12 protein-coding genes are annotated in these 25,779 nt (G+C 63.1%); 4 read left to right on the top strand and 8 right to left on the bottom strand.

What is annotated here, in order from left to right; translation table 11 throughout:
• Positions 1-37: 37 nt before the first annotated feature.
• The 7 genes from VXJ35_RS21785 to VXJ35_RS21755 form a co-directional block, all read right to left on the bottom strand.
• Positions 38-997, bottom strand: coding sequence for a FecR family protein (locus tag VXJ35_RS21785; RefSeq protein ID WP_064023162.1), 960 nt, complete (start codon positions 995-997; stop codon positions 38-40).
• 139 nt (positions 998-1,136) lie between these two features.
• On the bottom strand, positions 1,137-1,640 hold the full coding sequence (locus VXJ35_RS21780) for an RNA polymerase sigma factor (protein WP_054763370.1): 504 nt from the start codon (positions 1,638-1,640) through the stop codon (positions 1,137-1,139).
• Between the two features lie 259 nt (positions 1,641-1,899).
• Positions 1,900-2,406 (bottom strand): type VI secretion system lipoprotein TssJ, encoded by a 507-nt coding sequence (tssJ, locus tag VXJ35_RS21775; RefSeq protein WP_054763412.1) that lies wholly within the window; start codon positions 2,404-2,406, stop codon positions 1,900-1,902.
• 79 nt (positions 2,407-2,485) lie between these two features.
• The gene (locus VXJ35_RS21770; RefSeq protein WP_064023161.1) at positions 2,486-5,359 is read right to left on the bottom strand and encodes an EAL domain-containing protein; all 2,874 of its coding nucleotides are present in this window, start codon (positions 5,357-5,359) and stop codon (positions 2,486-2,488) included.
• Positions 5,360-5,369: 10 nt separating this feature from the next.
• A complete protein-coding gene (locus VXJ35_RS21765) occupies positions 5,370-5,846 on the bottom strand; it encodes a type IV pilin protein (RefSeq protein WP_064023160.1) in 477 nt (158 codons plus the stop codon).
• A gap of 258 nt (positions 5,847-6,104) precedes the next feature.
• The gene (locus VXJ35_RS21760; protein ID WP_064023159.1) at positions 6,105-8,489 is read right to left on the bottom strand and encodes a penicillin acylase family protein; all 2,385 of its coding nucleotides are present in this window, start codon (positions 8,487-8,489) and stop codon (positions 6,105-6,107) included.
• Between the two features lie 87 nt (positions 8,490-8,576).
• Positions 8,577-9,554, bottom strand: coding sequence for a hypothetical protein (locus VXJ35_RS21755; RefSeq protein WP_064023158.1), 978 nt, complete (start codon positions 9,552-9,554; stop codon positions 8,577-8,579).
• Positions 9,555-9,704: 150 nt separating this feature from the next.
• Here VXJ35_RS21755 and VXJ35_RS21750 point away from each other — a divergent pair, with 150 nt between their 5' ends.
• The gene (locus VXJ35_RS21750; protein ID WP_064023157.1) at positions 9,705-11,117 is read left to right on the top strand and encodes a hypothetical protein; all 1,413 of its coding nucleotides are present in this window, start codon (positions 9,705-9,707) and stop codon (positions 11,115-11,117) included.
• 18 nt (positions 11,118-11,135) lie between these two features.
• A complete protein-coding gene (locus VXJ35_RS21745) occupies positions 11,136-12,302 on the top strand; it encodes a hypothetical protein (protein ID WP_064023156.1) in 1,167 nt (388 codons plus the stop codon).
• 228 nt (positions 12,303-12,530) lie between these two features.
• On the opposite strand, the gene VXJ35_RS21740 is transcribed toward VXJ35_RS21745, so the two are convergent.
• Positions 12,531-22,901 carry a filamentous haemagglutinin family protein gene (locus tag VXJ35_RS21740; protein ID WP_064023155.1) on the bottom strand — a complete coding sequence of 3,457 codons (10,371 nt, stop codon included), beginning with the start codon at positions 22,899-22,901 and terminating at the stop codon, positions 12,531-12,533.
• 373 nt (positions 22,902-23,274) lie between these two features.
• Between VXJ35_RS21740 and VXJ35_RS21735 the strand changes: the two genes are divergently transcribed.
• Together VXJ35_RS21735 and VXJ35_RS21730 are read left to right on the top strand one after the other, a co-directional pair.
• Positions 23,275-24,126, top strand: coding sequence for a hypothetical protein (locus tag VXJ35_RS21735; protein ID WP_064023154.1), 852 nt, complete (start codon positions 23,275-23,277; stop codon positions 24,124-24,126).
• Positions 24,127-24,151: 25 nt separating this feature from the next.
• Positions 24,152-25,777: a hypothetical protein gene (locus VXJ35_RS21730; RefSeq protein WP_064023153.1), complete on the top strand. Its 1,626-nt coding sequence runs from the start codon at positions 24,152-24,154 to the stop codon at positions 25,775-25,777.
• Positions 25,778-25,779: the final 2 nt, after the last annotated feature.

Genomic DNA, 25,779 nt, shown 5'->3' with positions numbered 1-25,779 from the left:
AGGAGGCGAGGGCAGGAAAAAAACCGGAATGCCGGTTTCAGCGGTGTAACAGAATCAGATAATCGCCGAGGCGGGTGGAACGGATGTGGAGAGCGGACTCCAGCGCGGCCAGCACCGCCAGCGGCTGGCCGGTGGCGAATACGCCGCTGACCCGGCGTTCGGCCAGCGCCGAATCGCCGACCAGCAACAGCCCGCGATGGTAGCGGTTCAATTCGGCGACGACTTCGCCCAGCGGCCGGTCTTCGAACACCAGTTTGCCGCGGCGCCAGGCCGAAGCGGCCAGTTTGTCTACCGCCTGCACCGGGCCGATACCTTGCTCGGCAGCGAACGCGGCCTGCTGGCCTTCCAGCAGCACGCCGCGTTCCGGTTTGCCGTCGCGCTGCAGCTCCAGCGCAACACTGTGTTCGGTGACGCCGACCACTACCCGGCCGCCGTCCAGGCGGACGTTGAAGGCCGTGCCCAACGCGGTGATCACGCCGTCCCCGGCCTGCACCCGAAACGGCCGGGCCGGATCGGGGCTAACTTCGAACAGCGCTTCTCCGCGCAGCAGCGTCAAGCGGCGTTGGCCGTTGCCGAATTGCACCTGCAGCGCACTGTTGCCGTTCAAATGCACGCTGGAACCGTCGCTGAGCGCAATGTCGCGCATTTCGCCGAAACCGGTATGAAAATCGGCGCGCAAACCCAGCGACAACGGACTCAGCCAGTACAGTGCCACACTCGCCGCTAGCGCCAGCGGCAACCGGACCCGCTGCCGGACTTTCGCCGAAACCGGTTCTCGCGGCTGGAGCGGCATGTCGGCGGACGCCGGAACCAAGCGGCTTTCCACTTCCGCCAGATCGCTCCACAACTGCTGCAAACGCCGATAGGCTTCCCGATGTGCGGCATCGGCCGCCAGCCAGCGCTGGAATTCGGCTAACAGTTCGGGATCGTCGCTACCGCCGTCCAACTTAACCCACCAGGCGCGGGCCTCGGCCTTGACCGATTCGGCGATCTTCATCGCGCTACCTCGCTGCCGGTCGGCAGGACGCTGGCGCGCGGCAGCGGTTGGCAAGTGGGAGTGGGCGTTTTCATCGGCAGCCTAAGGGTGGAAGCGTTGCCATTATAGGACGCGCGATGGCGCAAAAACAGGAGGCGGGCTAGTCGTCGCAGTCCTGCAATGCCGCCAGCGCGTTGCGCAGATGCTTTTCGACCATATTGCGGGAGATGCCCAAGCGTTCGGCGATCTCGGCATGGCTGAAGCCGTCGTATTTACGCATGACGAATACGCTGCGGCATTTCGGCGGCAGCCGCTCCACCGCGGAAACCAGCCGGCTCAGGCGCTCGCGGGCGACGTTGATCTGTTCCGGATCGGCCGCGCTATCGGCACCGGCGTCCTCCGCCGTAGCGTCTTCATAGTGGGCATAGTGTTCGCGCACCTGGCGGCGGCGTTCGTAATCGGTTGCCAGATTGGCGGCGATGCGGTGCAACAAGGCCCGCGGATTTTCGGCCTGGCGCCACAAGTCGCCGGCCAGCATGCGCTGGTAGGTTTCCTGGACGATGTCGCCGGCCGTGTCTACGCAGCCGCAACGCCGGAACGTGACGCGGCGCAATTCGTCGTCGTAGGTTTTGATCAGATCGGAAATATTTAGAATGGTGCTCATGGTCCCGGCTAGGCGAAGCGATGGCCGGAGGCAACCAATACTCGTGCCAGGTTGCCGCCTGCACCTATTCCAACAACGGCTTAGCGATAGTCCGGAAACATTTCGGCCGCTACGGCACGCAATAAATGGGCGATATGCCGCAGCGGGAGGATTTATTTAACATAGTTTAATAACGATTCGCGGCGGCGGCAGTAAACGGAGCGGACCCTGTCCGCACCTGCCGGCGCGGCCAAGGCGAGAATCCGTGCCGGCCGGCGACTCAGTGCTCGGCCGGGGCCGCCGGAGCGGGCTCCACCGCAGTCGCTTTGGCCGCGAGGGCGTTACGGTCCATATCCAACGTTATCGTGTTGTTTTGGTGCAAGACCAACGGCGCCAGCGCTCGCCATTGGGCGTCGTCCAGTTTGCGGAACGCGGCGAAAAATCCGATCTTGCGCGTGTCCGCGGCGGGTTCGATCGGCAGCGTTTTCTGTTCGCCGGGCTTGATCAGCAACTCCTGCTTGCGCAGCAAGTCGCCGCCTAGCGCAACCTGCTCCTTATCGAACAAGGTAAAGAAATCGGCGGCGGCGAAACCGCTCTGCTCGCGCAGTTCGTAAATCCGCAGCAATACCGGCGAGGCTTTGCCGGCCGCGTCCGGATTCAATTGTTTGCCGGCATTGATTTGCAAGGTCAATTGCGTCGGCGGGATCGGCGCCGGCGCTTCCGGCGTCTCGGCGCAGGACAGCAACATAACGCTGCATAAAATCGGTAGCAGTCTGGATAACGGCATGGCAATACCCTCTAATTAAAATCGTAATACCGCATTCTGCCATAGAGCGGACGCCTTGCGCGCAGCCGGCGGCAAACGCTCATTGCGAAACCGGCCTTTCCGCTTCCGGCCGGCCGGAAGCGGCTTGCAAACTATGCAAAAACTCGGTGGCCGGCAACGGCCGGCTGAACAAATAGCCTTGAAACAACGCGCAATGCTGTTGCTTCAAAAATTCCACTTGGCTCTGGTTTTCGACGCCTTCGGCGATGGTTTCCATACCCAAGCCGTCGGCCAGGGCCAAAATCGCCCGGACGATGGCTTCGCTGTTATCGTCGGTATCGAGCTGGCGGACGAAGGATTGGTCGATTTTCAATACGTCCAGCGGCAATTGCTTCAAGTAGGATAACGACGAAAAGCCGGTACCGAAATCGTCCATCGACAGCGTCAAACCCAAGGCTTTCAACTGCAGCATCCGGGCGATACAACTTTTGACGTCGCCGATCACGACCGACTCGGTCAACTCCAGTTCGAGCCAGTGCGGATCGACGCCGGTCGCGCGCAAGATCGCGGCCACCTTGTCCACCAGATCCGGCCGTTTGAAATCGATCGCGGATAAGTTGACCGAAATCCGTAACGGCGTAAAACCCTGCTCGTGGCAATATTTAGCCCACAGACAGGCTTGTTCCAGCACCCAGTCGCTGATTTCGACGATCAATCCGGTCTGTTCCGCCAGTGGAATAAACTTGGCCGGCGACACCATGCCCAACTCGGCATGCTGCCAACGGATCAACGCTTCGGCGCCGACGATGCGGCCGCTCCAATCCACCTTGGGCTGGTAATAGACCAGCAATTCCTGCCGGGCCACCGCCTCGCGCAGTTCGTGTTCGAGTTTGATGTTTTCCAACGCCGCGGCATTCAATTCCGGCGAATAAAACCGAAACACGCCACGGCCCTCGCTCTTGGCGTGGTACATCGCCGCATCGGCATTTTTCAACAAATCCTCGACATTGTCGGCATCGCCCGGAAACATGGCGATGCCGAGGCTGGTGCCGACCGTCACCGGTAACCCGGCCACGAGCAGGGTACGATGCACCGCCGCCAGAATTTTTTCGGCTATTGCTGTGGCGAATACGGCCGGATTGGCGTGCAGATGCAAGTCCGACAGCACGACGACAAACTCGTCGCCGCCCAGCCGGACCACCAAATCGGTTTTACGCACGCATTGCAGAAAAATCCGCGCCACCTGCGCCAACAGCTCGTCGCCGGCCGAATGGCCGAGCGAATCGTTGATATTCTTGAAACGGTCCAGGTCCAGAAAGAACACCGCAATCTGCGCACCGTCGCGGCTGGCACGGGCCAGCTCCTGCTCCAGCCGGTCGTGCAGCACCAAGCGGTTGGGCAGCCCGGTCAACGGGTCGTAATGCGCCTGACGGTAGAGTTTTTCCTCCCAGGCCGCATTCGACAACGCCACGGCGATGCGGTCGGCAAAATTGGCCGCGGCTTGTTTGGCTTCGGCGGACAAGGTATTCGGCGCCCGGTAGCCCAGGCACAGCAGCGCCGCCAAGGCGCCGTTGATAGCCACCGGCACGATCAGGTATTGCCAGGTGCCGCCGTCGTGCAAACGCTGTAGATAGGCCGACGCCGGCGGCCGGCTCGGATCGCCGGTCAGCAGTTGGATGCCGGCTTCGAGCAATTCGCTAAAGTCCTGGCGCTCCAGCAATAAAGGTTCGGCCAACAGCTCGCTAGCTTGCCCGGCGCGGCGAATCCGGATGTTGCCGACGGCCAATTGCACCGGGTCGACATCGGCGACCGAGATCAAATCGCAGCCGAGGATGCCGGGCAGCCGGCTCAGTGCGATTTCGACGATATCCTCGGCATTCAAGGCCGACAGAATGGTGCGGTCGATTTCGGCCATGGCCGCGAGCAGATCGAATTGGCCGCGCAGGCGTTGCGCCATCGTATTGAACGAATCGGCCAGGGCTTCGAATTCGTCGCGGCTGTCGATATTGATCCGGGTCTCGAAATTGCCCGCGGCGATTTGCTGGGTGGCGGCTTTCAGGCTGGCCAGCGGGGTCAAGTACTTGGCGATCAAGCGCAGGCTCAAATAAATCACGGCCAGCAGCGCCAGCGCGATCACCGGCGGATAAATCGCGCTGAATTGGCGCATGCCGGCAAAAGCCACCGCGGCCGGCTGGCTTTGGACGATAACCAGATCGGAGCCGGCAAACAGATTGTTGATCGGCAATTTCCACGACGCCGTCAAATAGGTTTCGCCGCCGATTTGCCAATCGAATTGGCCGCCGTTCAATTGCGCCAGACTGTCTCTGGCGTCGGCCGGCAGCGCGTATTCGGCCTCGGAAGCGAACAACACCTGCCGGCTGGCGGCGTCCATGACCCACACCAGATTGTTCGGATCCAGGTTTTCCGCGTCCCACAACTGCTCCGGCTTCAATTGCACCATCAGCGCCCCGGCTTCCGGCCGGTTTTCGACCAGATTGACGGCCATCCACAAGCCGGAGCCGCCGGCCCGATTCGCCGCCACCTTGATCAAGGTTTTGCCGGAGCCGACCGCCGCCATCTCCGACGCGGCCAGACCGGGCAGCTCGCCGTCCCCGAACAACGGCCGGGCCTGGCCGTCCGGGCCGGCCAGCGCCGCATCGGCAAACTGGCCCTGCAGCCATTGTTTACGGTCCTGGCCGATCGACGGCTTGTCGCGGCCGGAGCCCTCTTGACCCAGCCGCAACGCCGCCATGCGCAACGCGCTGTCGAGAAATATCAAACGCCCGACCAGGCCGTAGGCGTAGTCCTTGCAACTGCGCTGCAGGGCTTTGCCGGTCTGGCTATGCAACTGGCTTTCGACTTGGCGGTAGGAAAGCGCACCCGACAGCAGGATAGGCACCAGAGCCGCCAGTACGAACGACAGCAAAATCCGCCGCGCCACCTTGCTGTTGGATATCGGCAGCGTCCAGCTCATGGCCGTTAACTCAAAAATCCGCCGCCAAACCGACGAAACTGCCGTCGCGGGCGACGATAATGTCGTCCAGACTGTCTTTCTGGCTGATTTGCTTTTTGGTCACGCCGTTTTTGCCCTTGCTGTACAAATCGTAATTGGTATTGATCGGATTCAAGGCATGGTCTTTGCGGACATCGCCTTTCACGCCGGGGCCGCCGTTGATAATGTTCAGATAAACGTAGGCATTGCCCCACGGATCGATGCCGACTCCGGGCAGCGCTGCGCCCAAATCGGCCAGCGCGTCGGGATAGCGGAATTCGCGGGTGTAGTAGCGTTCGATTTCGGTCTGGATCGCCATGATCTGGCTGATCGCCAGCGAATTTTTGGTGCGGTCGATGTAACCGTTATAGGCCGGAACCGCAATTGCCGCCAAGATGCCGACGATAGCCGTCGCCAGCAGCGCCTCGATAAATGTGAAACCGGATCGGTCGATTTTGTTGCTTAACATTGCTGGATAACCAATATTGTCGGATGCGTCGGTCAGGCACTATTGGCACGGCCGAAAACAGGCGCGAAATGGCGGGAGGTTACCTTAAAACCACCTGCCGCCAAATTGCCGGCGGCGAAAATCCAACGCCGATCGGGTAACGCGTTCGCGCCAAGCCGTCGCCAAATATAGCGGAATGTCGAGGGTTACGGTATCGGACCAAGAACTTAGTGTTGCTTCGCCGGCCGCCAGGCGAGGCCATGCCGGCATCGGTGCCGGTTAGGGATTCAGCGTCCATCGGTATGCCGCGTCGCCCGCTTGCAATGCCAGCGGCAGGCCCTGCAGCCAGTAGGGCTGTTGGTCCATGTAGAACTCCGACAGCGGATGGCCGGACTGGCCGCCGGGCATATGCAGGATGCCGTCCTGCCAATGTCCCGGCGAAACCACCAGCCGCTCGCTGGCGGCGAAATTGGCCCCGGCCACCCGCACGCAATAGCCGGTGCAGCCGGCCAGCGTCTGCTCCGGCACGTTCAAAAATGCCGCCAAAAACGGCATGGCTTTGCTGAACGGATGGGCGTAAGCGGCCTTGTTCTGCGACCCCCAGGTCAAATCGGCCAGGCGTTTACCGGGATTGCGCTGCAGCAGTTTAGCGGCGGCCTGTTCCAGTTGCGCGGCGACGAAGCCGTCCCAGCTGCGGTAGCGGCCGGCATCCGGCAACAGCGCCGGATCGGCGGCGTTCAGCAGGGCTTGCAGCGGCGTATCGGCATAATTCCAGGCGTAACTGAAATCCGGATCGGCTTGTTTGCAAGCCGCCAGGAACGGCGGAAATACCGCTTCTATCAGTTGTTTGCGAAATTCGACCAACAACGGCAGGCCCAGGCTATCGCTGTCGGCCCGGCCGTTCCAGGCCAGCAGATAATCCCGCATCGCCGCCGCATCCGCTTGCGCGGCCGGGTCGATAGCGCCGAGCGCGCGCAAGGCCAGTTGCCGGTAATAATCGAAAAACTCCGATTCGGTATCCAATTGCAGATTGAACAACGACCATTCGTCGTGCTGCGGGATTTGCCCGAGCTTTTGCGAAATCCGGAACGCCCGGTAACCGTTGGCGAATTGGTGGCCGATCACGACCGGGTAATCGGCGCCGAAGCGGCGTTCGTTGGCCGAGGCCAGAAATCCCTGCTCCGGGTCGACGCTGCGCGGCATTCGTTCCGCCGGCAAATAGCCGCTCCAGCCGGTTTTGCCGTCGGCCCAGGACTTACTGACCGCGCCGTCGCCGCCGAACCGCAGCGGAATTTTGCCGGTCAGGGTCCAGGCGATATGGCCGCCGCTATCGGCGAACAGAATATTCAACTGCGGCCCGCCGGCACGGTTGGCGATTGCCAAGGCCTGCTCCAGGCTCTGGCTTTGCTCCAATTCCAGCAATTCGGTATTGACCGCGGCCGTATCCAGCGCGGCCCAGCGTATCGCCACCGGCCGGCCCAGCAAAGGCTTGTCGGCGACCGGGCCCCAGCGGCTTTCCCGGACGGTAAGCTCGCGTTCGCCGCCGCCCTTGATCCGAATCGTCTCCCGCCGTAGTTCGAAGTCCTGCCACTCGGCGCCGACCCGGTATTGCCCGGCATGGTCCGCATCGGTTTCGAGTTGGACCAAATCCAGAAAGTCGCCGCCGACATTGGTCATGCCCCAGGCCAGATGCCGGTTGCTGCCGGCGATCAGAAACGGCGTACCCGGCAAATTGACGCCGACCGCCTCGACGCCGGGATAGGCCAGTTCGATCCGGTACCAGATGTTGGGTACGTTGATGCTTAGATGCATGTCGTTGGCCAGAATCGCCCGGCCGTCGGCGGTTTTACGGCCACTGACGGCCCAGGCGTTGGAACCGGCCAGCGATTCGCCGGCGCCGGCGTCGGCCAATTGCGGAGCTGGGCTCCCGTTCCGGGCCAACAGCGTTTGCAAGGCCGCTGCCGGCAGTGGTTGCGGCGGCCTCAATGACGCTGCGGTGTGCAACAGTTGGTCGGTATAACGGTCGGTATCCGGCGTGAAAAACGCGGCGGCGTCGGCCGGCAGAGTTTGCTGCATCACGCTCAGCATCCGCTCGCTTTGTTCGGCGCGGGCGGTCAGAGTTTCGAACATGCCGAACACCACCAGCAAACAATCCTCGGCTTGCCAGGGTTCCGGACTGTAACCGAGGGCGCCGAACTCGAACGGTAACGCCCTGGCTTGCAGCAGATAGCTGTTGACGCCGTCGGCATAGGCTTGCAAATAGTCGCGGTGCGCGGCCGGCAACGATGCAAACACGCGGCCGGCGCGGACGTTGAAGCCGTAAATCCGCGCCTGTTTGTCGCTGGCGAAGGCCTTGTCGCCGAAAATCTCGGCCAAACGGCCGGCGTTCTTGCGCCGCATCAAATCCATTTGAAACAAACGGTCGCGGGCCGTGACGTAACCCAACACCCGCGCCGCGTCGCTGCGGCTGCCGGCGCGGATCGACGGAATGCCGTGGCTGTCGGTGGCGACGGTCGCCGGAGCCGCCAACTGCGGCAAGTTACGCTCGCCGTCCAGAGCCGGCAACGAGCTGCGCAGCCAGGCATAACCGAGGCCGGCGGCACCCAACAGCGACGCCGATCCGGCCAACGCCAGATAGCGGCGGAATCTCTTAGCTTTAGCCATGCCTACCCACCCTGTTCGAAAAATTGCGAAGGGTTTTACCCGAGATTCGGGCAAACGGCAACGGCCGGCGGCTGAGTTGCGGCTTGGCTACAGCGAACCGATATGCTGCCGGACAAAATCCGACAGGCAGGCATAGCCGCCGCTGGGCTGAGGATTGCCCAGCAACCATGCCAGAAAATGCCGGTAATCGCAGCCGGGGCGGCAGTCCGGCTGTTTTATCCAGTGGCCGATGGCGTCGGCGAATTCCAGGTTTTTCAAGATGTCCTCCCAGCGTTCCGAACCGTTAAACAAGCGCAGTTCGACCGTCGCCGCCGGATTGCAATTCAATACCCGGTAGCGGTCGTATTCGCCGCTCAAGGCCTGTTTGATGCCGCCGGCTTCGCTTCGAGACCAATGGCCGAGTGGGCGTTGGCCGATGGCGGCCAGAAAATCGCGGTTGGTCGGCTGGTTGCAGAAATAAACCAGCTTGGCCAGTTCGGCGGCGCTGAAAAACGCCTTCGATAGATGGACGTGTATGCCGGTCTGGCCGGCACAGCAAAACCGGTGCGTTTGCCGGATCCGGTTCCAGGCCGGCAGCGCTTGCGACCATGCCGTCCGGTGGTAGTTTAACGTCGCCGGGTGGCTGACCAATTCGAATCCGTAGCGGATGCTGCGGTCTTTCTTGGCGTAGCAATAAGGCAATATCTGCAAACAGGCGCCGGCCAGGGTGGGTAGGTCGCAACTGCGTTCTTCCAGATTCAGCTCCAATTCCAAACCCAGGAACAGCTTGGAGCCGGTGCCGAAAAATACCGGCTCCGGTTTGTAAGCGTAGGCTTGTATCGGCAAAGCCGCCTGCCGGCATGCGCTGCAACTGTTTTCGGCCTCCAGCTCCGTTAACAGCGTCCAGGCATTGCAGTCGGCGCATAGCGAAAACGCATCCGAGCATGCGTCGCAAACCGTCAGCTCCGCCAGCATCAGCCGGTCTTCGTAGGCAAGCAGTCGGCCGCAATGGCCGCATGCGCAGGTTAATGGCGCCAAGCCGCGGTTGGCGTTGCTGCGGCCGGATTCGGTATCGGCAGAATTCATATATGGTCGATCCGACAGTGAACCAAGCGTTTCGGACTAAGGTTGAAAGGTATTTGCTATTTCTTAAAATCTGTAAGATATTTCGACACGCCGGCTGCCTAAGCTCCGCCCGGCCGCCTACCTCCTAACCAGCTCAAACCGGGATCAGCCATGATTAAAAAACCGTTACGACGTGCCATCCTCGAATTTTGCAACCGTTATAGCACACCTATTTTGTTTGCCCGCCTCCAGGCCACGGTCGCCGGTCCGCGCCTGGTGTTCGGCATTGCCGGCGCCGATGCGGCGGCAAGCCTCCAGGCGTTAGCCGAGTTGGCGTTCGAGGATGCGTTCGCCGCTCTGGATGTCGTGGATGTGTCGTCCGCCGATGGCGTAGAGAACCTCGAGCACTTGTTCGGCCAGGGCGGCGAATGGCTGTTCGATCCGACCCTGGCGCTACGCCGGGCCGAAGCCGCGGCCGCGGCCGCGAACGCGCTGCGAGGGGAAGGCTGGACCGGCCGGATCGGTTTCGAGCCCAAACGGCGGATTTTCTATCTGGAGGATACGGCCGGCGGGGATTGGCTGAACCAGTTCCAGGTGTTGCTGACCGAAGAAGCCGGCCGGCGCGGAGCGGAGTTCGTCCAGCCGCCGCAGGTATTGCCGGCCTTACCCGGCGCCGGTGCGCCGGCGGTTGTGGGCCGCTTATCCTGCCGGCAAGAAGTGTCGGCACCGGCTGGCCGCTTTGCCGGCTTTCGCTTCCGCTTGAAACCGCTGATTGCCGCGATTCTGGGGCTGGGGTTTCTAAATATGGCGCAGCCGGCCGTGGCCGAACCGGCGGTTTCGGAGTTGAACGGCAAATTGGGCGCCAGCGGCGGCAGTTTTGACGGCAAAGGCAGCGGTATCGGTTTCGGCAGCGTTACCGCACCGCTCGGCCATTCCTTTGGCTTGCAGATCGATGCCGGCGCCGGCTCCATCGACAGCAACGCCTATTGGGGCACCGGCGCCCATTTGTTCTGGCGCGACCCCAGCGTGGGCTTGTTGGGCTTGACCTACAGCTACCACCGTTGGCACGATTTCGACTTCGGCTATTTAAATCCTAGCAATATCCCGGTCGTGGCGGATGCGTTCATGCATCGGGCCGGCTTGGAAGGCGAGTGGTATTTGTCCCGCTTCACGTTGAGCGGGCGCGGCGGCTACCAGGACGGCACGCTTAACGGCGACGGCTACGGCCAACTCAAATTAAAGTATTACGCCACCGACGATTTGGCCGTGCACACCACGGCCGACCATTTCGGCGGGCAGAATCTGATCCGCGGCGGCGTCGAATACCGGCCGAATCTGGAAGTGCTGTCCGGCCTGTCTTTATTTGCCGAAGGCGGCTACGGCAGCCAGGACTACGCTATGGGCCAGGCCGGCATCCGCCTCTATTTCGGCAAACCGACCACGCTGATCGGCCGCGACCGTCGCTCCGACCCCGATTCGCTGCTACCCGAAGAAACCAACGCCTTGGTCCAGCAAATCAAAAACATGCGCCGCGACCAGCCTTATGCGGTGTCGACCGCCGCGGGCGGTAAGGGTAAGGATTAGGCCGGTCACGCTGCCGACGTGACTCGCCCGCGCGCGCTGTTGGTCAACGAAATGGGCGGCGGCGTCGAATATGCCGAACGCCTATGCCTGATTGCGCGCCGGTTGGCCGCTGCCGGATTCCATTGCCGGTTGGCGCTGCCGAGGCCGTTGGCGGCGTATTACCGGCAGTTCTTCCCGACTATAGCCTGGCCGCGGCTGAACAGCGTCGCCCCGTTCAGCGCCGAGCGGGCGGCGTCCTATACCGATTTGCTGGTCAGCGTCGGATTCGCCTCGCCGCTCGATTTAACCCGGATGCTGAATGCAGCAGATATGCGCTTGGCCGCCTGCGACCCGGACTTGGTCATTGCCGATTTCGCCCCGCTGGCGCAATTGGCGGCGCGCGGTCGGTTGCCGGTTGTGTGTTTGGGTAGCGGTTATACGATGCCGCCGCTCGCTTGCGCCGACTTGCCGCCGTTTCGAGACGATCTGGAGCCCATGGTCGATGCCAGCGAATTATTGGCCGCGCTATCTGAGGCGCTGGTTGCGCGCGGCGTTAGCCGGCCGGGCTCCATTGCCGAGGCGTTTGCGGTCCGGGCCAACGTCGTCTATTGCCATCGAGAATTGGATATTTATGCCGAGTACCGGCTAAATAGCCTGGCCGGACCGTTGCCGGGCGGCCGGCCGGCGGCACTGCCCGCACAGCCGGCGATCTTTGGCCGACTGGCGCCGGACCATCCCGATTTGGACGGTATTCTGCAATGTTTGGTTAGCGCCGGTGTGCCATCCAGGATTCAGGTACCGAACGCACCGCCGGCCTTGGCGGCCACGCTGACAGGGACGCCGGTCGAACTAAGCGTTGGCCGTTGCGATTTAATGCCGGAATTAAACAACTGCAGTCTGGTACTGCATGCCGGGGATATCGATATGGCCGATGCGGCGCTGGCAGTCGGTCGGCCGCAGCTATTGCTTCCGGTTTATGTCGAACAAGCCCTGGTCGCCGACCAACTGGCCGAACTGGGCATCGCGGTTCGAATCGATAGGCAGTGGGATGCTGCCGATATCGTGCAAACGCTACGCCGCTCCGCGGCCAATGCCACTTTGGCCGCCCTTGCCCAATCGTTGGCGTTGCGCCTGTCGCAACGCCACCTTAAGCCGGCGCTGGACTTGATCGTAGAACAGGCCGTCGCCTCGGTGCGCCAAGCCTGATTAAGTTAAGAAAATTGGTCGTTGCGGCAGGGATCGGCTTTCCCGTTCTTAGGGGGCCCGGAACCCAACTGCCGAATGGCGGGCCCATTAGCCGCCCCGCATCTCCTGGATTTGCTTCGCGGTCTAAGGCTCCGGCAATCCCTGCCGGTATGGCGGCTTAATTTAACGGCATTGGCCGCGGCGCGGAGGTCCACCGGGTAACGTCGAGCCGCCGGATGCGGCACCGGGTCAACTGCAGCCCGGCTTGCCGGCTTTTACGTCGGCGACGCTGCATTGGCCGAAACCGACGACTTGCGCGTCCAGTAACGCGGCTTTGACCGAGCGGCCCGCCGCCGGTTTATCGTCCGGGCCGCTGGCGGTCGGTTCTTGCGACGCTGCCGAACGGCTGGCCGCCGCCGCAGCGCTGGCGGCGGCCAGCGGAACCGCCGGCGCCGCCACGGTTTGGCCGAAGCCGACGCTGTTGCCGCTGACCTGAATGTTGCTGGCGCCGATCACCGCCGTAGCGGCGATGGTCACGTTCTGGCCGCCGATGCCGGCTTCGCCGGCATCGACCACGCCTTTCGGCGCCGCCAGCGTGACGTTACCGATCCGGTTGGCATTAAAGCCGGATTGGGCGCGAATGCCGCTGCCGGACACCGTGGCCGGAAACACGACGACCAGATTGCCGTTGGCATCGCGGGTCACTTTCGGCGCCGGCGTGGCGATGGCGGCTTTGGCTCCGCGACCGGCGTCGATATTGCCGGTGGAGGACCAGATCGCGATATCGCCGCCGTCCAGCGTAAACACCCGGGATTGATTGACCCGCACGTCGCCGTTGGCCAGTACGTTCACATGGCCTTCGCGCTGGGCGACGATACCCAACTCGTCTTCGGTTTTGTCCAGCCCTTGCAGCGAGGCCAGGCCGACGTTGAGCATGCCGCCGGGGGCCAACAGATCGATGTCGCCGCCGTACAAAGTTTGAATCCGGCTGAAAAACAATTCGATGTCGCCGCCGGGACTGTCCGGAAACAGCCGGGCGATGGCAGCGTAGCCGCGCTGGTAAGCGGTGTCACGCGCCGCGCCGCCGCTTGTCGCCGCCGCTTGCGCCGACAGCCGGATTTCTTCGAACAAAATCCGCAAAGCCAGCGCCAGCCGGCCGCCGTTGCCGGTCTGCCGGTCCAATTCCGCCGCCAGATCATGGTAGCTGCCGCGCTCGACGTAATAGTGCAGAAAGTCGTCCAGCGGCGCCGGGTCGCTGCCCAGCCTGCTGCCGGCCAATACCACGATGCTGGCGCCGCTGGCGGGTAATGCCGGGTTGTAGCTGGGGCCGACCGTCGTGATGCCGAGCGAACTGCCCAAATCGACATTGCGGCCCGCCCAGACCTGCAAGTAACCGGGGCCGGCCAATTCCAGGCCGGCCGAAGCGCCTTCGACCCTGCCGAATACGGCGTCGCGTACGATCGGATAAACCAAGTCCCGGCCTACCAGCAGCCGGGTCTCGTCGTCCGCGTGCAGATTCTGCAGTTTCAGATTCAGATTGGCCAAATCCAGCCCGGCATAAAGCTCGCTGGCTTTTGCCGTAGCTAAGGTGGCATTGCCGAAACCGAGCAGGCTACCGGTCGCGGCGGCAATCAAGTTGCTGCTTTGGTCGAGCCAATGTACCGGCACGGCCGCGTGCACCAGTTGTTCCTGGCCGGATTTGACCGTGGTAAACAGGTACTGGGTGGCGGCACCGGCTGTGGTGGCCGGCTGCGCCGGCGACAGCAACTTCGCCGGATCGACGTCGAGCTGGTTGACCGTGGTGCCTCTAACCTCGCCGCCGGCCAGCGCGGCGGCTTCGCTGCCGATAGCCAGGTCGCCGTAAGCCAGCAAATTCAGGCTGGTGCCGGCGGCCGGAAACAAACTCATCGAATCGTTGATTTTCAGGTCGCCGCTGAGACTGCTGGCGCTGACATCGCCCGGATAAAGTGCCAACAGCGGCAGGTCGGAACTGGCCAAAAAGGTTTCGGCGCTGATTTTGCCGACGATTTTCGGGTCCTGCTTCAATACCTTATATTCCTGGGCAATGGTTTTGGTATCGTTGTTCAGCACCAAATCGCCGGCCAGGGTTTGCAAGGCGATGCCGCTGCCGCTGCCGTAGCGGGTGAAATAGCTGCTGCCGTACAGGAAGTTTTTCTTCGGCAGCGCCAGCGGATTCAAAACCGAACCGATTTCGATGCCGCTGCCGGCTTCGACCCGAACCCGGGCGTCGCCCAATGCGATCACCGGCCCGGACTTGAACTGGCTGCCGCCGCCGACCGCGCCGGCGGCGCGCAACGTAGCCGAACCCCGGTCGACGTAGAACACGCCGCCGGCAATATCGCCGCCGGCCACGACTGTCAGGTCGCCGCCGCCCAAAACCTGCCATTCGTTATGGCTGCCGTCGCCAACCGGTTTGGCCGATGTCGGCAGCATCACCGACAGATCGCGGATATCGGCGCCGGCTTTGACGCTGACGTTGCCGCCGCCCAAGGCGCCGACGTTTTCCCGGAAGCCCAGTTTATTGTTGATGTTGTAGTTGTTGGTGTCCTTGCCCAACCCGTCGAACATGATGCCCCAAGTCGTCGGCCGGTCCTGAGGGCCGATGCCGTCGTTGGGGTTCCAGTTGCCGGCGCGTTGCAGCCAATCGGACATGAACTGGTTGCTGGCGGCGCCGACCACGTTGCCGCCGGCGCTAAGGCCGATGTTACCGCCGTCGAACGGGTATTCGACGAAAAAGCCGGCATTGATGGCCGCGGGGTTCAGGTTGCCCCAGCGGTTGTCGACGCTGGTGCGGCCGGCGGTATAAATCGTCGCAGACGAGTCGGCCAGCCGAATGTCGCCGGCCGCCGCGGCATTGATTGCGCCGGTGCCGGTGCGTACCGACGTGGCGCTGCCGACGCTCAGGTTGCCGGCCGCCGGCGAAATTTGTACCGCCAACGGGTCGGCGGCGCTCAAGTCGGCGCCGGCCACGAGGTCGAAACTCCAGGACAGGCCGGTTTGCAGCACTTGCGTGCGCAAGCACTGGAAGCAGGAGCTTTGGCCGAGCAATTCCGCCAACTGCTTGTCGTCGTATAAGGCAAAGCCGTCGCTCAAGTTCTGGTTGATCGCCAGATTGCCGGCGCTGCGCAGGCTCAACACGCCGGGAGTTTGGCCGGCACCGTAACGCCAGTCGGCGCCATTCTTGGCTGCCAGATTGAAATCCCAACCGTTGTGGGCGACCAGCGTATCGCTGAGATTTTTCGGATTGCCGGCGATTTGCAAGAACAAGGTGCGGTAGGTCGGCGACTGCGGATTGGCATCGTAGTAATAACTGTTATCCGCCAGGCTGTAGCTAACGCTGCCGTCTTCGAACGCCGTTACCAGCATCGAGCCGGCATTGTTGAAGCTTTTGCCGATCGCGCCGGTTTTAGATACTTGCTGCAATGCGTTGATCAAGCCGGCGCTGTCCGGTAGTTGGGTGGACCAGATCGGCTTGCTGCCGCTGCCGACCTGGGTCCAGCTGGCCGACTTCAACGATTGGGCCAGGTCCAAGGTCAAATCGGTTTGGCTCTGTACGTCCAGGCCCGGCTGCAAGCTGAAGCCGCCCAGCCGCGCGTTCAGCGCCTGGTTGTTTCCGGCGGCGGCCATATAGGCTTCGGTCTGGTCGCGCCACTGCGCGATCGCGCTGTTGGACAGAACGGCATCGCGGTATTGGGCGGTGGCGGTGACCCGCTGCATAGCGGCTCCGGCAACCGTGCCGGGCGCAATCGCCACGGCGGCATCGTCGGCACCGGTGCGGGCAACCGTAAGGTCGACGCTGCCGCCTTTGCCGCCCGCACCGCCGGAGACGTCGATCTGCGCGCCGCCGGTGATGCTGGCGCCGTGGCGGCCGTCGCCGTCGGCATCCAGTGCAATTAACGCCACCGAACCGCCGGTTTTGCCGGCAGCCGAAGAGACCGCCCGCAAGCGGGCGCCGGCGAGCACATGCAATTCGTCTCCGGCCGCTAATCGGATCGCGCCGGCTTGCGCCGCGCTGGCATCGAGGCTGCCGGCGACGTCCAGCCGGCCTTGGTCGACGCTGATCGCGATATTGCGCGCGGCCAGCGTATCGCCGGCGGCTATGCTCCAGTCGCCGCTACGCAGGCGCAGGCCGATGTCGCCGTCGAAGCCGCCGCCGGCCAAATAGGCATTGATTGCGGAGAAATCGGCTACTGAGACGGTTTTCGCATCCAGCGCGAAATTGCCGCCAACCGCGGTTTGGTAACCGCGCCCGGACCAGGTGCCGTTCAACGTCAGCTTGCCGGCGGCGGCGGACAAAATCAGGCTGCCGCCGTCGCCGCCGAGCGGACTGCCGGAGACGTTCAATGCGGCCGTTTCCGTCAGATTCAGGTTGCCGCCGGCCGAGTTCAGCGCAATGCTGCCGCCGCCGGTATAAATGTGGTTGCCGGCCAGATCGACGTCCCGGCCCGAGGTATCGATGCTGCCCGACACATTCAAGTCGGCGTCGGCATTGAGCTTGACCACGCCGGCAGCCATCTCGATCCGGCCGGCGTGGGTTATCGAGCCGGCGTTGACCGTCAGCCGGGCGCCCAAGGCGTCCTGTGTGCTCGCAGCGGCGCCGGCCAGCGTCGTCAGACTGTGGCTGGCCAGGTTCAAGGTGGTGTTGGCGCCGGCCCGAGCGGTCCAGACCGGGGCCGAGACCACTAGGTCGCTATGGGCGTCGATGGCCGCGGTCCCGCTGTCGACCAGCGCATCACGCGCGGTCAAGCGTACCGTACCGAATCCGGACCAGGCGTAGCTGCCGCCGGCCAGCGTCAAGGTGTCGGCGCTCAACGCCAAATCGGCGCTGCCTGTGCCCAGTTCCGCACTGGCCGCGCCGGTGCCGTTCCCGAGCGTGATGCGCTTGGCGTCGATCGTGGCGATTTGCCCGGCTTGGCCGGCGTAACCGTTTATCGCCGCCGCGTTCAACGTCAAATCCTGTAACTGCAAGGCCAGCGTGCCGGCGATGTCGATTGCGCCGTAGCTGTTCAATACCAATTTGTCGGCATGCAACGCGTTCAATGCCGCCTCGGACAATTGCAAACCGCCGTTGCCGTTAGACGCGCCCAGCGCGATGCGGCTGGAACTGAGCGCCAGTTCGCCGCGTTCCATCGCGATGCTGCCGGCGAAAAGGCTGTCCTTGCTGGCGTCCAGCAAAATGGAACCGGCGGCCGATAAGCTGGCGCCGGCCGCAATGTCCAGGGTTCCGGCCGAACCGGTCAACCCGTCGGCTGCGCGCAATACGCCGGCCTGGCCGGCGGCCGAGACCCGCAGCAAAGCGCCGTCGCTGCCGAAGTCGGCGTTGCGGACGTTGAAGCGGGCGTCGCTCCGGCTCAACTTGCCGCTGGCGGCGATGGCGGCCCCGGCCTCGACCCGGACCGTATCGCTGGCGGCCAGAATCACTTCCGGCGCATGTAACTCGACCCCGGCGGCGATGGCGACCTGGTCGGCCGCCACCGCCAATTCGGTGCCGGCGCCGTTGCGGCTGCGCCGGCCGCCGAGCAATAGGCTGTCGACGCCGAGCCGGTTCAGCTCGCCGGCCAGCAATTCGACGCCGGCGCCCGGCTGTGCGCTGCGTTGGTTGACGACAGTGAGCCGGTCGGCACCGATATCGAGCATGCCGCCCAATCCGCCGGCCGCCGCGGTAGCGCTGATGTCGGCCGCCAGCAGCAGGCTGCGCTGCGCGGCCAGGCCGAGATTGCCGGCATCGCTGGGCAAGCCCGTGCCGCCGGCCGCGGCGAAGAAACGGCTGGCAGCGGTTTCCTGGTATTCGGAACGGGTGCGGGCGATAGCGCCGGGTTCGACCGCGAAACCCGACCAGCGGCTGTCGGCAACATTGGTGCCGGCCAAGTAACGGTAACCGGCGACGATACTGGCGCCGTCGCTGCGTACAGCGGTCGTGCCGGCCGCCATATCGGTGGTCCCGGCTTGCGGCGTGACCAAATAGGCGTTGTCCAGCAATGCGTAATGCGCCGGCAACAGTACGTAAGATCCGGCCGGTAGGCCGCTGTCGGCGCTCAGGTAAATGCTGTCGCCCGGCGTCAAGCCGGACGCGGCGAATTCCAGCGGATCGTAGGAGGCATACTCGAAACGGTAGGCCGGTACGATGGCGTAGGCGCCGTTGGTATCCAGTACGTCGCGGCTGCCGCCCGGACCGGCAACGAATTCGAATGCGCTCAGCTCGCCGCCGCCGTTCAGGTTGACCTTGGCGCCGGCCGCCAGATCGATGTCCGGCGCCGCCAGCGTAATGGTTTTTTGCGGAGTGCCGTTTTGAATGTTGCGGTAATTGCCCAACGGATAGGTCCAATCCAGGCCGCCTTGGGTGCGGCCGAATGGAATCGTGATGCCGTCGTCGTCGCTGACCGAGGTCACGCTGCCGGCGGCCAGGGTCAGGCTTTTGCCGGCTTGCAAATCGATGCTGCCGAAGGGCGCCAGCAACACCCCGCGGCTGGCGATATGCGGCGCGCTCAAGGCCAGTGCGCCGGCTGCGGAATAGGGCGTGGCCCAAGCGCCGCCAGCGGGCAGGATGTCCAGCGTGCCGTCCGGGTTAAAGTCGGCGTCGATGGCAATGCGGTAACGGCTGAACGTGGTCGGATAAACCTGGCGGGCGGCCAGAGTCAGATTGCCGGCGACCTCCAAACTGCCCGCCAAATCGGCTTCGCCGTTCGGCCTGACGCCGCTTAGCCGCAGTTCGCCGGCGCTGCTGAAGCGGATTTGGCCGAAGCCGTCGATCTGGCTGGAACCCTGCAACTCGATCAGATTGGCGGCGACGCTGAAATCGGCTGCGGCCGATGCGCCGGCCAGTTTGCCGTGGGCGGCGCGGTTCAGGCTCGAACCCAGGCGGAAGGTATTGGCGGACAGCGCCACCTTGCCGTTACCGCTAATCAGCGGCGCGTCCAGAATCAGGCTTTGCGCCAGCGCCAATTCGACATCGCCGTCGAAACGGATCGCACCGGCTTCCGGCACTAGCGGCGTATCGGCGTATTGGTCGGGTTCGATCACGGCTGCGGTTAGCGCCAACGCATCGAAGCCGCCGGCGGCGATTTGCACGGCAGACAGGTAAGCCTGGCCGTTCAGGCTCTGGTCGATACCGCCGGCGGCCAAGCTGCCGGCATCGGGCAAAGCGGGCAGCACGGCGCCGATATGGATGACCCGGTCGCCGGTGGTAAAGACGGTGTCCTCCGGTTCGGCGCGGCGCTGGGCGTCCAGCGTCACACTCAAACGGCCTCCGGCCGGGCGCGTGGTTCCGGTAGCGGCCTGGCCTTGGCCGGCCGCGGCCCGTAGTTGCCCTTGCAGAATCATGCCTTCGGCGGCGGTGAGGTTGATGCTGCCGCCGGCCGACCCGATAGTCGGCCTGGCTTTGCCGGCGGCGTTGACGATATCGACTTGGGCTTGGCTGCCGGAAACGTCGATCCGGCTGCCGGCCGCCGTGAGCAGATAACCGCGATCGGCAGTCAGGCTGACCGTGCCGCCGGCCAGCACCTGGCCCAATTTCAGGCCCAGGCTGTTGGTGGTCGGTACCAAGGTGCCGCCGGCGTCGAGTAACGCCGTGTTGCCCAAGCTAATCGCCTGGTCGGGGTTGTAAACGGCTTTAATCGCGCTGGGCGGGGCGGTCAAGGCCAGCGCGATTTTGCCAGCCGGAGCGCGAATCGTGCCGTCGACGCGGATATCGGTGTCCGAGGTCAGGCCGATTTCGGCGCCGGCATCGGCGGCGATAACGGCCCCGGCAGCGATAGCGAGCATGCGGTCGGCGTCGTAGCCGCCGTTAATCGACGGGTTGTGCAGCAAATTCAGGCTCAGATCGACGGCGGAACGCTGGTCGTCCGGCAATACGGCCAAATGCACCAGTTGGCTTAAATCGCTGCCGCTCGCGGCATGAGTCGCCGCGGCATTCAGTTGCCAGTTGCGCTGTTGCAGCCGAATGCTGCTGCCGGCGGCCAACGCCAGATTACCCGCGTTGGCCGTCAACCGGTAACTGCGGAAACCGCCGGCCGCCAGCAGGGCGGAGTCCAGGTGCAGCGTGTTGGCGTCGGAGCCGGCCGCGCCGCCGATTTGCAGGGTATTGGCGGTAATGCGCAAACTGCCGCCCTGTTCCAGGCCGTAGGCCGACAGCGCCGCCGCTATCGCCACCCGGCTGGGTTCGATGCCGGCACCGGCCAATTCGATGTTACCGCCGGTTCCGGCCCGGATCTTGTTTTTCGCGGTCAGGGCTGCGCCGCCGTTGGCGGATAAGCGGCTACCGGCATCGATCAGCAAATCGCCCTGGGCGTGCAAGGCGATGTTGCCGCCGTTAAGCGTCAACGCCTGCAAGGTTTGCAGGTTGCGGCTGTCGAGGGCGTCGTTGATCCAGCTACCGCTGGCGTCGATGCCGGCCGTCGCCGCCAAATGGATTTGCCCGCTCAGGTTTCGGGTCGGGTCCTGGCCGACGACGGTTTTCAACCCGACATCGCCCGCCGGCGCCAACAGCCGGCCTTGCCATTCGATTTCGCCGGCTTGCAGCTTCAGGCTGCCGGCCGGTGCCAGCACCAGCGACGTAGTTTGCGGCACGCTCAATTTGCCGCCGCTGTTGATGCCGATCCGGTTGACGCCGCGGCTGAACAGGGCATTGCTCAAGGAGATCGGCACGGCGGCCGACAAATCCGCGCCGGTGCCGGCGCCGAACACGATATCTTGCTGGCGCTGCTTGGACCAAACGGTGTCGATGGTCAACGCCCCGCCCAGCGCCCAGCTATCGGCGCTGCGTTGGTGCAGGCTGTTCACTGTCGCCGCATTCAGATTGCCGGCCAGGGCCAGTTCCCGAGCCTTGATGTTCAAACTGCCGGCGTCGCCGCCTTGGTAATAGTCGGCTTCGTAATGGCTGGCGGTCAGGATTTTTTGATAGGTCAGATTCGGGTCGGCGGCGGCAATGTCGACGATCCGGCTGCCCGACACCAATTTGGTCGTGGTGACTTGACCGCCCAAATAGTGCAGTGAACCGCCGGACAGGTCGATATTGGCACCCTGCTCGACGTTGACTTGGCCTTCGGAACTCAAATTGACGCTGCCGGCGTCGATGTTGCGTTCCTCGACGCTGTGCCGCACTTTGCTCAGCGCGCCGGAAATATCGGCTAGCGGCGTGCCGCTGCGCACGTCCACGAACACGGTTTTGCCGTGCAGAATTCCGGTCTTCTGTAACGGCGCATCGCGCAATTCGTCGTTGCGCAATTCGACGCCGACCACATTGTCGGACATCGCCATTTGCACGTTTTTGACGCCGGATACGTCGATTTTGCTGCCTTGCTCCAGCACGATAGTGCTGGCGTTTTCCGGCGACGTCAGGCTCAGCGGTTTGGCCGGCGCCTCGCTGGCGGTCAGGTTGACGTTGCCGCCGTGGGCGACGACGGCCGCACCGGCCTTGACCCGGATCTGGCCGGCTGCGATATCTATCCGCGATTTCGGTTGGCTTTGGCCGGCCACCGCCGTTCCGGCGCTGGCGTCCAACGCCACTTCGGTCAAGCTGCCGTCGCTCAAGGTCACGCTGGCCAACGTGCCGAGGCCGTCGTCGCCGGCGCTGGCGCGGGTGGTGGTGGCCGGTTTCAGCACATAGCGGTTGCCGTCGGCTTCCAGCCGGGCGCCCTCTCTGGCCAGCAAGCGCACGCTGCCGTTCAACGCCACCGAGGTGCTGGCCGAGACGATGCCTTGTTGCGCCACGGCGAAACCCATCATCGTGGTGTTGCCGCGCTCGGTCAGAATTTTGCCGACGTTCTTGACGTCGCCGCCGGTCTGTACCTCCACCAGCAGGCCGCGCAGATTGTCGTCGTCGCTTTCCTGCAGATACACCTTGTCGGTCGCGGCAGCCAATATGACTTGGCCGTCCGGTGCGGCGATAGTGCCGCGGTTTTCCACGTCCGGCGCCGCCATCACCACTCTGCCGCCGGCCGCCGCCGCGATCTTGGCGCCGGCTTCCACCAGGATACGGATTTTTTCGCGTTTGCCGTTGCCCAGCTCGCGGTAAATGCTGCCGTCGGCCGTCAGTGCCGCGACCGGGTCGGCATTGCCGGCACCGGGCGCGGCATTGGCGTCGACGACTTTACTGATGCCCTTCTCGAACACTTGGTCGCTGATTTTCAGCGTCGTCGCCACCAGCGTGTTGGCGTTGACCGCAGCCTCTTTGCCGAAAATAAAGCCGTTGGCATTGACCAGGTAAACCTGGCCGTTGGCGCTGAGGTTGCCGTAAATCTTGCTGGCGTCGAGTTGGTGGATGTTATTCAGCGCAATCGAGGTCGCGCCGGGCTGGACGAATTGCACGCTGTGACCGGCGGCAATATCGAAACTGTGCCAATCCAGGACGGCTTTGTCGGTGGTCTGGTTGACGGTCAGCTTCAGGCCGTCGGCGCTGTAATCGGCCGTGGCCTGGCCGACGTTGATGCCGGGATGCAATTCCGGATGGGTCAGGCCGGCATTCAGCGGCTGCGGCAGGTTGGCGTCGGCCCGGATTTCGCCGGCGCCGGACAGCGCCAACACGCCGCCGGCCAAAATGCGGCCGATGCTGGCACGCAGCGATGTTTCGTTGACGGGTATCGGCGCGCGTAACGGCTTCATCTCAATCACCTGAATTGCGGTCGGGTTGTTTGTATATTTGCTTGTTTATATCGAAACTGCAACCCGGAATTGGGCTTGCCCCGATTGTAACGCCGCAAAAACTGCCAAATACCCGACTTTAGTGCAATAGAAGCCGCCAAATACCGCATATTTTGCATGATTGTTTCCTGGAAACAATCAATTAATTTGCAAAATCGAATTTGACCTAGTTCACGAAATTCGCTTACGTTATGCCCATCGGAGAATAACGGCAGCGCGCCATCCGATCAAAACGGCTGATGGCCAATCCGTTACCTGGATCTACCGGATTGGCGATGCGGCTTACGGCAATGAACGGGACTGCGGTCCCTTAAGGAATGGATGAGGTGAATTTATGAAACTGATACAGCAACGAGGCTATCGCTGGCTGGCGGCAATCTGTCTGGTAGCGGGCACCGGCTCTGCGCACGCGGCAATCAATAACGGTGCGCCGTTAATTCAGGCGTCGGGTACCGGATCGAGCGGCGAGTTATATCTGAACGTTTGGGACGCACTGGCGACGACGTCTTACAGCATCGACCTGGGTACGACGGTGGACGACTTTCTGGCCGGCAAACAACTGTCGCGGACTTGGAGTCTGGACCAGAAATTTGCGGATTGGGCCAGCTCGACCAGCGATCCGTTGACCTTCAACGTTGCCGGTAATAGTTCCTATCTGGGTACTGGCAACGCGAACTATGGCGTCGTGTTGAGTCGGCGCGAGGGCGCATCCGCTCCGGGAGGCATCGCAATGACAACGTTGGCAACCTGGACGACCAAAGTCCGGGACAGAGCCAATGCTCTGAACATCGCCCAAGTCGCGCAAAATCCGGGCGCAACGGCCACCGATTTCGAGGCCGACCTGAGCGAAGTGACGACCAGCACCTTCCCAACTTCTTATTTCAACAAGGCTTGGGGTACCACGATGAGTATTCCAGGGTGGATCGGCAGTGCCGTGGTCAGAAACGGCGAAACGCCGGACCAGAATCTGGATTTGTTCTTCGTCCATTCCCCCGGCGGCACGGTTTTGGGCAGTACTCAGGCCGCGTTCGACAAGCTGGACGGCTTTCTGAGTCTGGACGTCGCCAACGCCAAACTGGTATGGACTTCCAACGTGGCTCCAGTGCCGGTACCCGGCGCCGCCTGGCTATTCCTGAGCGGCATCTTGGCCGCGCTACGCCTGCAACGCCGCACCGTGGCCGCTTAATTCAATTCGTTTTCTGGAGCAAAACATGTTTACCACCTTATCCCGCAACCTGATCGCCCTGGGATTGGCGCTGGCGGCGACCGGTAGCGCCTGGGCCTTGACCCCGGCCGACGGCGCCCCGCAATTGAGCCTGTACATTCCCGGCTCGCAATCCAACGATCCGGCCTTCGGCTTCATGATCAACAATACCACCCCGGCCAACGCACTGTGCCTGAACGATCCGAATCCGACCGGTACCGGCACCACCACCCACGTGTATTTCCATACCAAAGGTGCCAACAGCGCAGCGACCAACGACGAGTACTCGGCGATTTACTGTTACACCGATAGCACCAAAATTCCCGGACTGACCGGCGGCGTGGCGCCCAACAATAAAACCCGGCTGTGGATCTCGCGCCGGCGCTTGGGGGCGTCGTTCGTCGGCCTGGACGCGGTGGCCAACGGTACCAAGCTGACTTACTTGAAAGACCCGACCACGGCAGTGTGTACCGCGTTTAACGGTTCTTATCCGTCGGGCGGGGCTAGTTACCAATGGAACTATTCCTGCACTACGGTCACCTCCGGCATCTCGGCGACGGCCGCGACTTCGGACGTGACGCCGGATGCATTCCGCGGCGTCGATAACGTGACGCCGGGTAAAACCGATATCGACGCATCGACGCTGGACAATCGCTTTGCGCTGGGCGGCCATATCATCGGTACGCCGGTGACGTTGAAGCTGCGCAACGCCCTGCAATATGCGCAAATCCAAAACGGAACCTTGCCGGCCGGTTGTACGGTGGGCAATGAAACCCCGGCCTGCGTACCCAGCCTGTCCAAGGAAATTCTGGTCAGTATTTTTAGCGGCCAACTTTACGATTGGAGTACGTTGAAAGTTAAAGTCGCCGGTGCCGAAAAAACGCTGCCGGAAGTGGTTGCCGACGGCGTGACGGCCGGTGTGGCCGGGCTGAGCAATCCATTGGATACCGCAGTGCATGTCTGTCGCCGGGAAAACGGCGCCGGCCAACAAGTGGCCCTGCTGTCCAACATATTGAAAAGCCCATGCCTGGGCGACTCGTCGCCGAAACTGGCCGAGCCGGGCGGGTTTGCCGACATTCAGTATGCGACCAGCCTGGGCGCGGTGGATCGGTGCTTGGGCGATTACAACAACGGCACTAACGGCTGGTTCGGCACCAGCAATCCGGCGCCGTTCCCGAATCCGCCGGCCACCGGCGTTCCCCACGGCAACCAATGGGCGATCGGCATCCAGACCACGGAGCGTAACGCCAGCAATAGCGCCAGCTACCGCTTCATCAAAATCGACGGCGCCCTGCCCACCGGCGAGCAGGTATTCCTGGGCCATTACCCGTTGGTCGGCGAGTATGCGCTGTCTTGGAAAAACAACGTCACCGCCAACCAGGATGCCGCTTTGAACGCATTGGCGATATACAGCGGCCTGCCCAGCACGATTGCGGCACGCAACTCCGATCTGAGCAACCACAGTTGGGGCCAGGCGGGTTACATCGCCTTGAGCGCAAACGGCCATATGCCGCCGGCGACCTGGGATCCGGCCAATCCGGTCACGCCTTACACCCGCGCGCTTAACGGCACTCCCGATGCCTGCGCGATACCGGTGGTCAATCCGGACTTCGGCAGCGTCGAACTGCGCTAAGC

The organism is Methylomonas sp. DH-1 (genome assembly GCF_046097555.1).
In the GTDB taxonomy this organism is placed as follows: domain Bacteria; phylum Pseudomonadota; class Gammaproteobacteria; order Methylococcales; family Methylomonadaceae; genus Methylomonas; species Methylomonas koyamae.
This window is presented reverse-complemented; position numbering and strand designations above follow the sequence as displayed.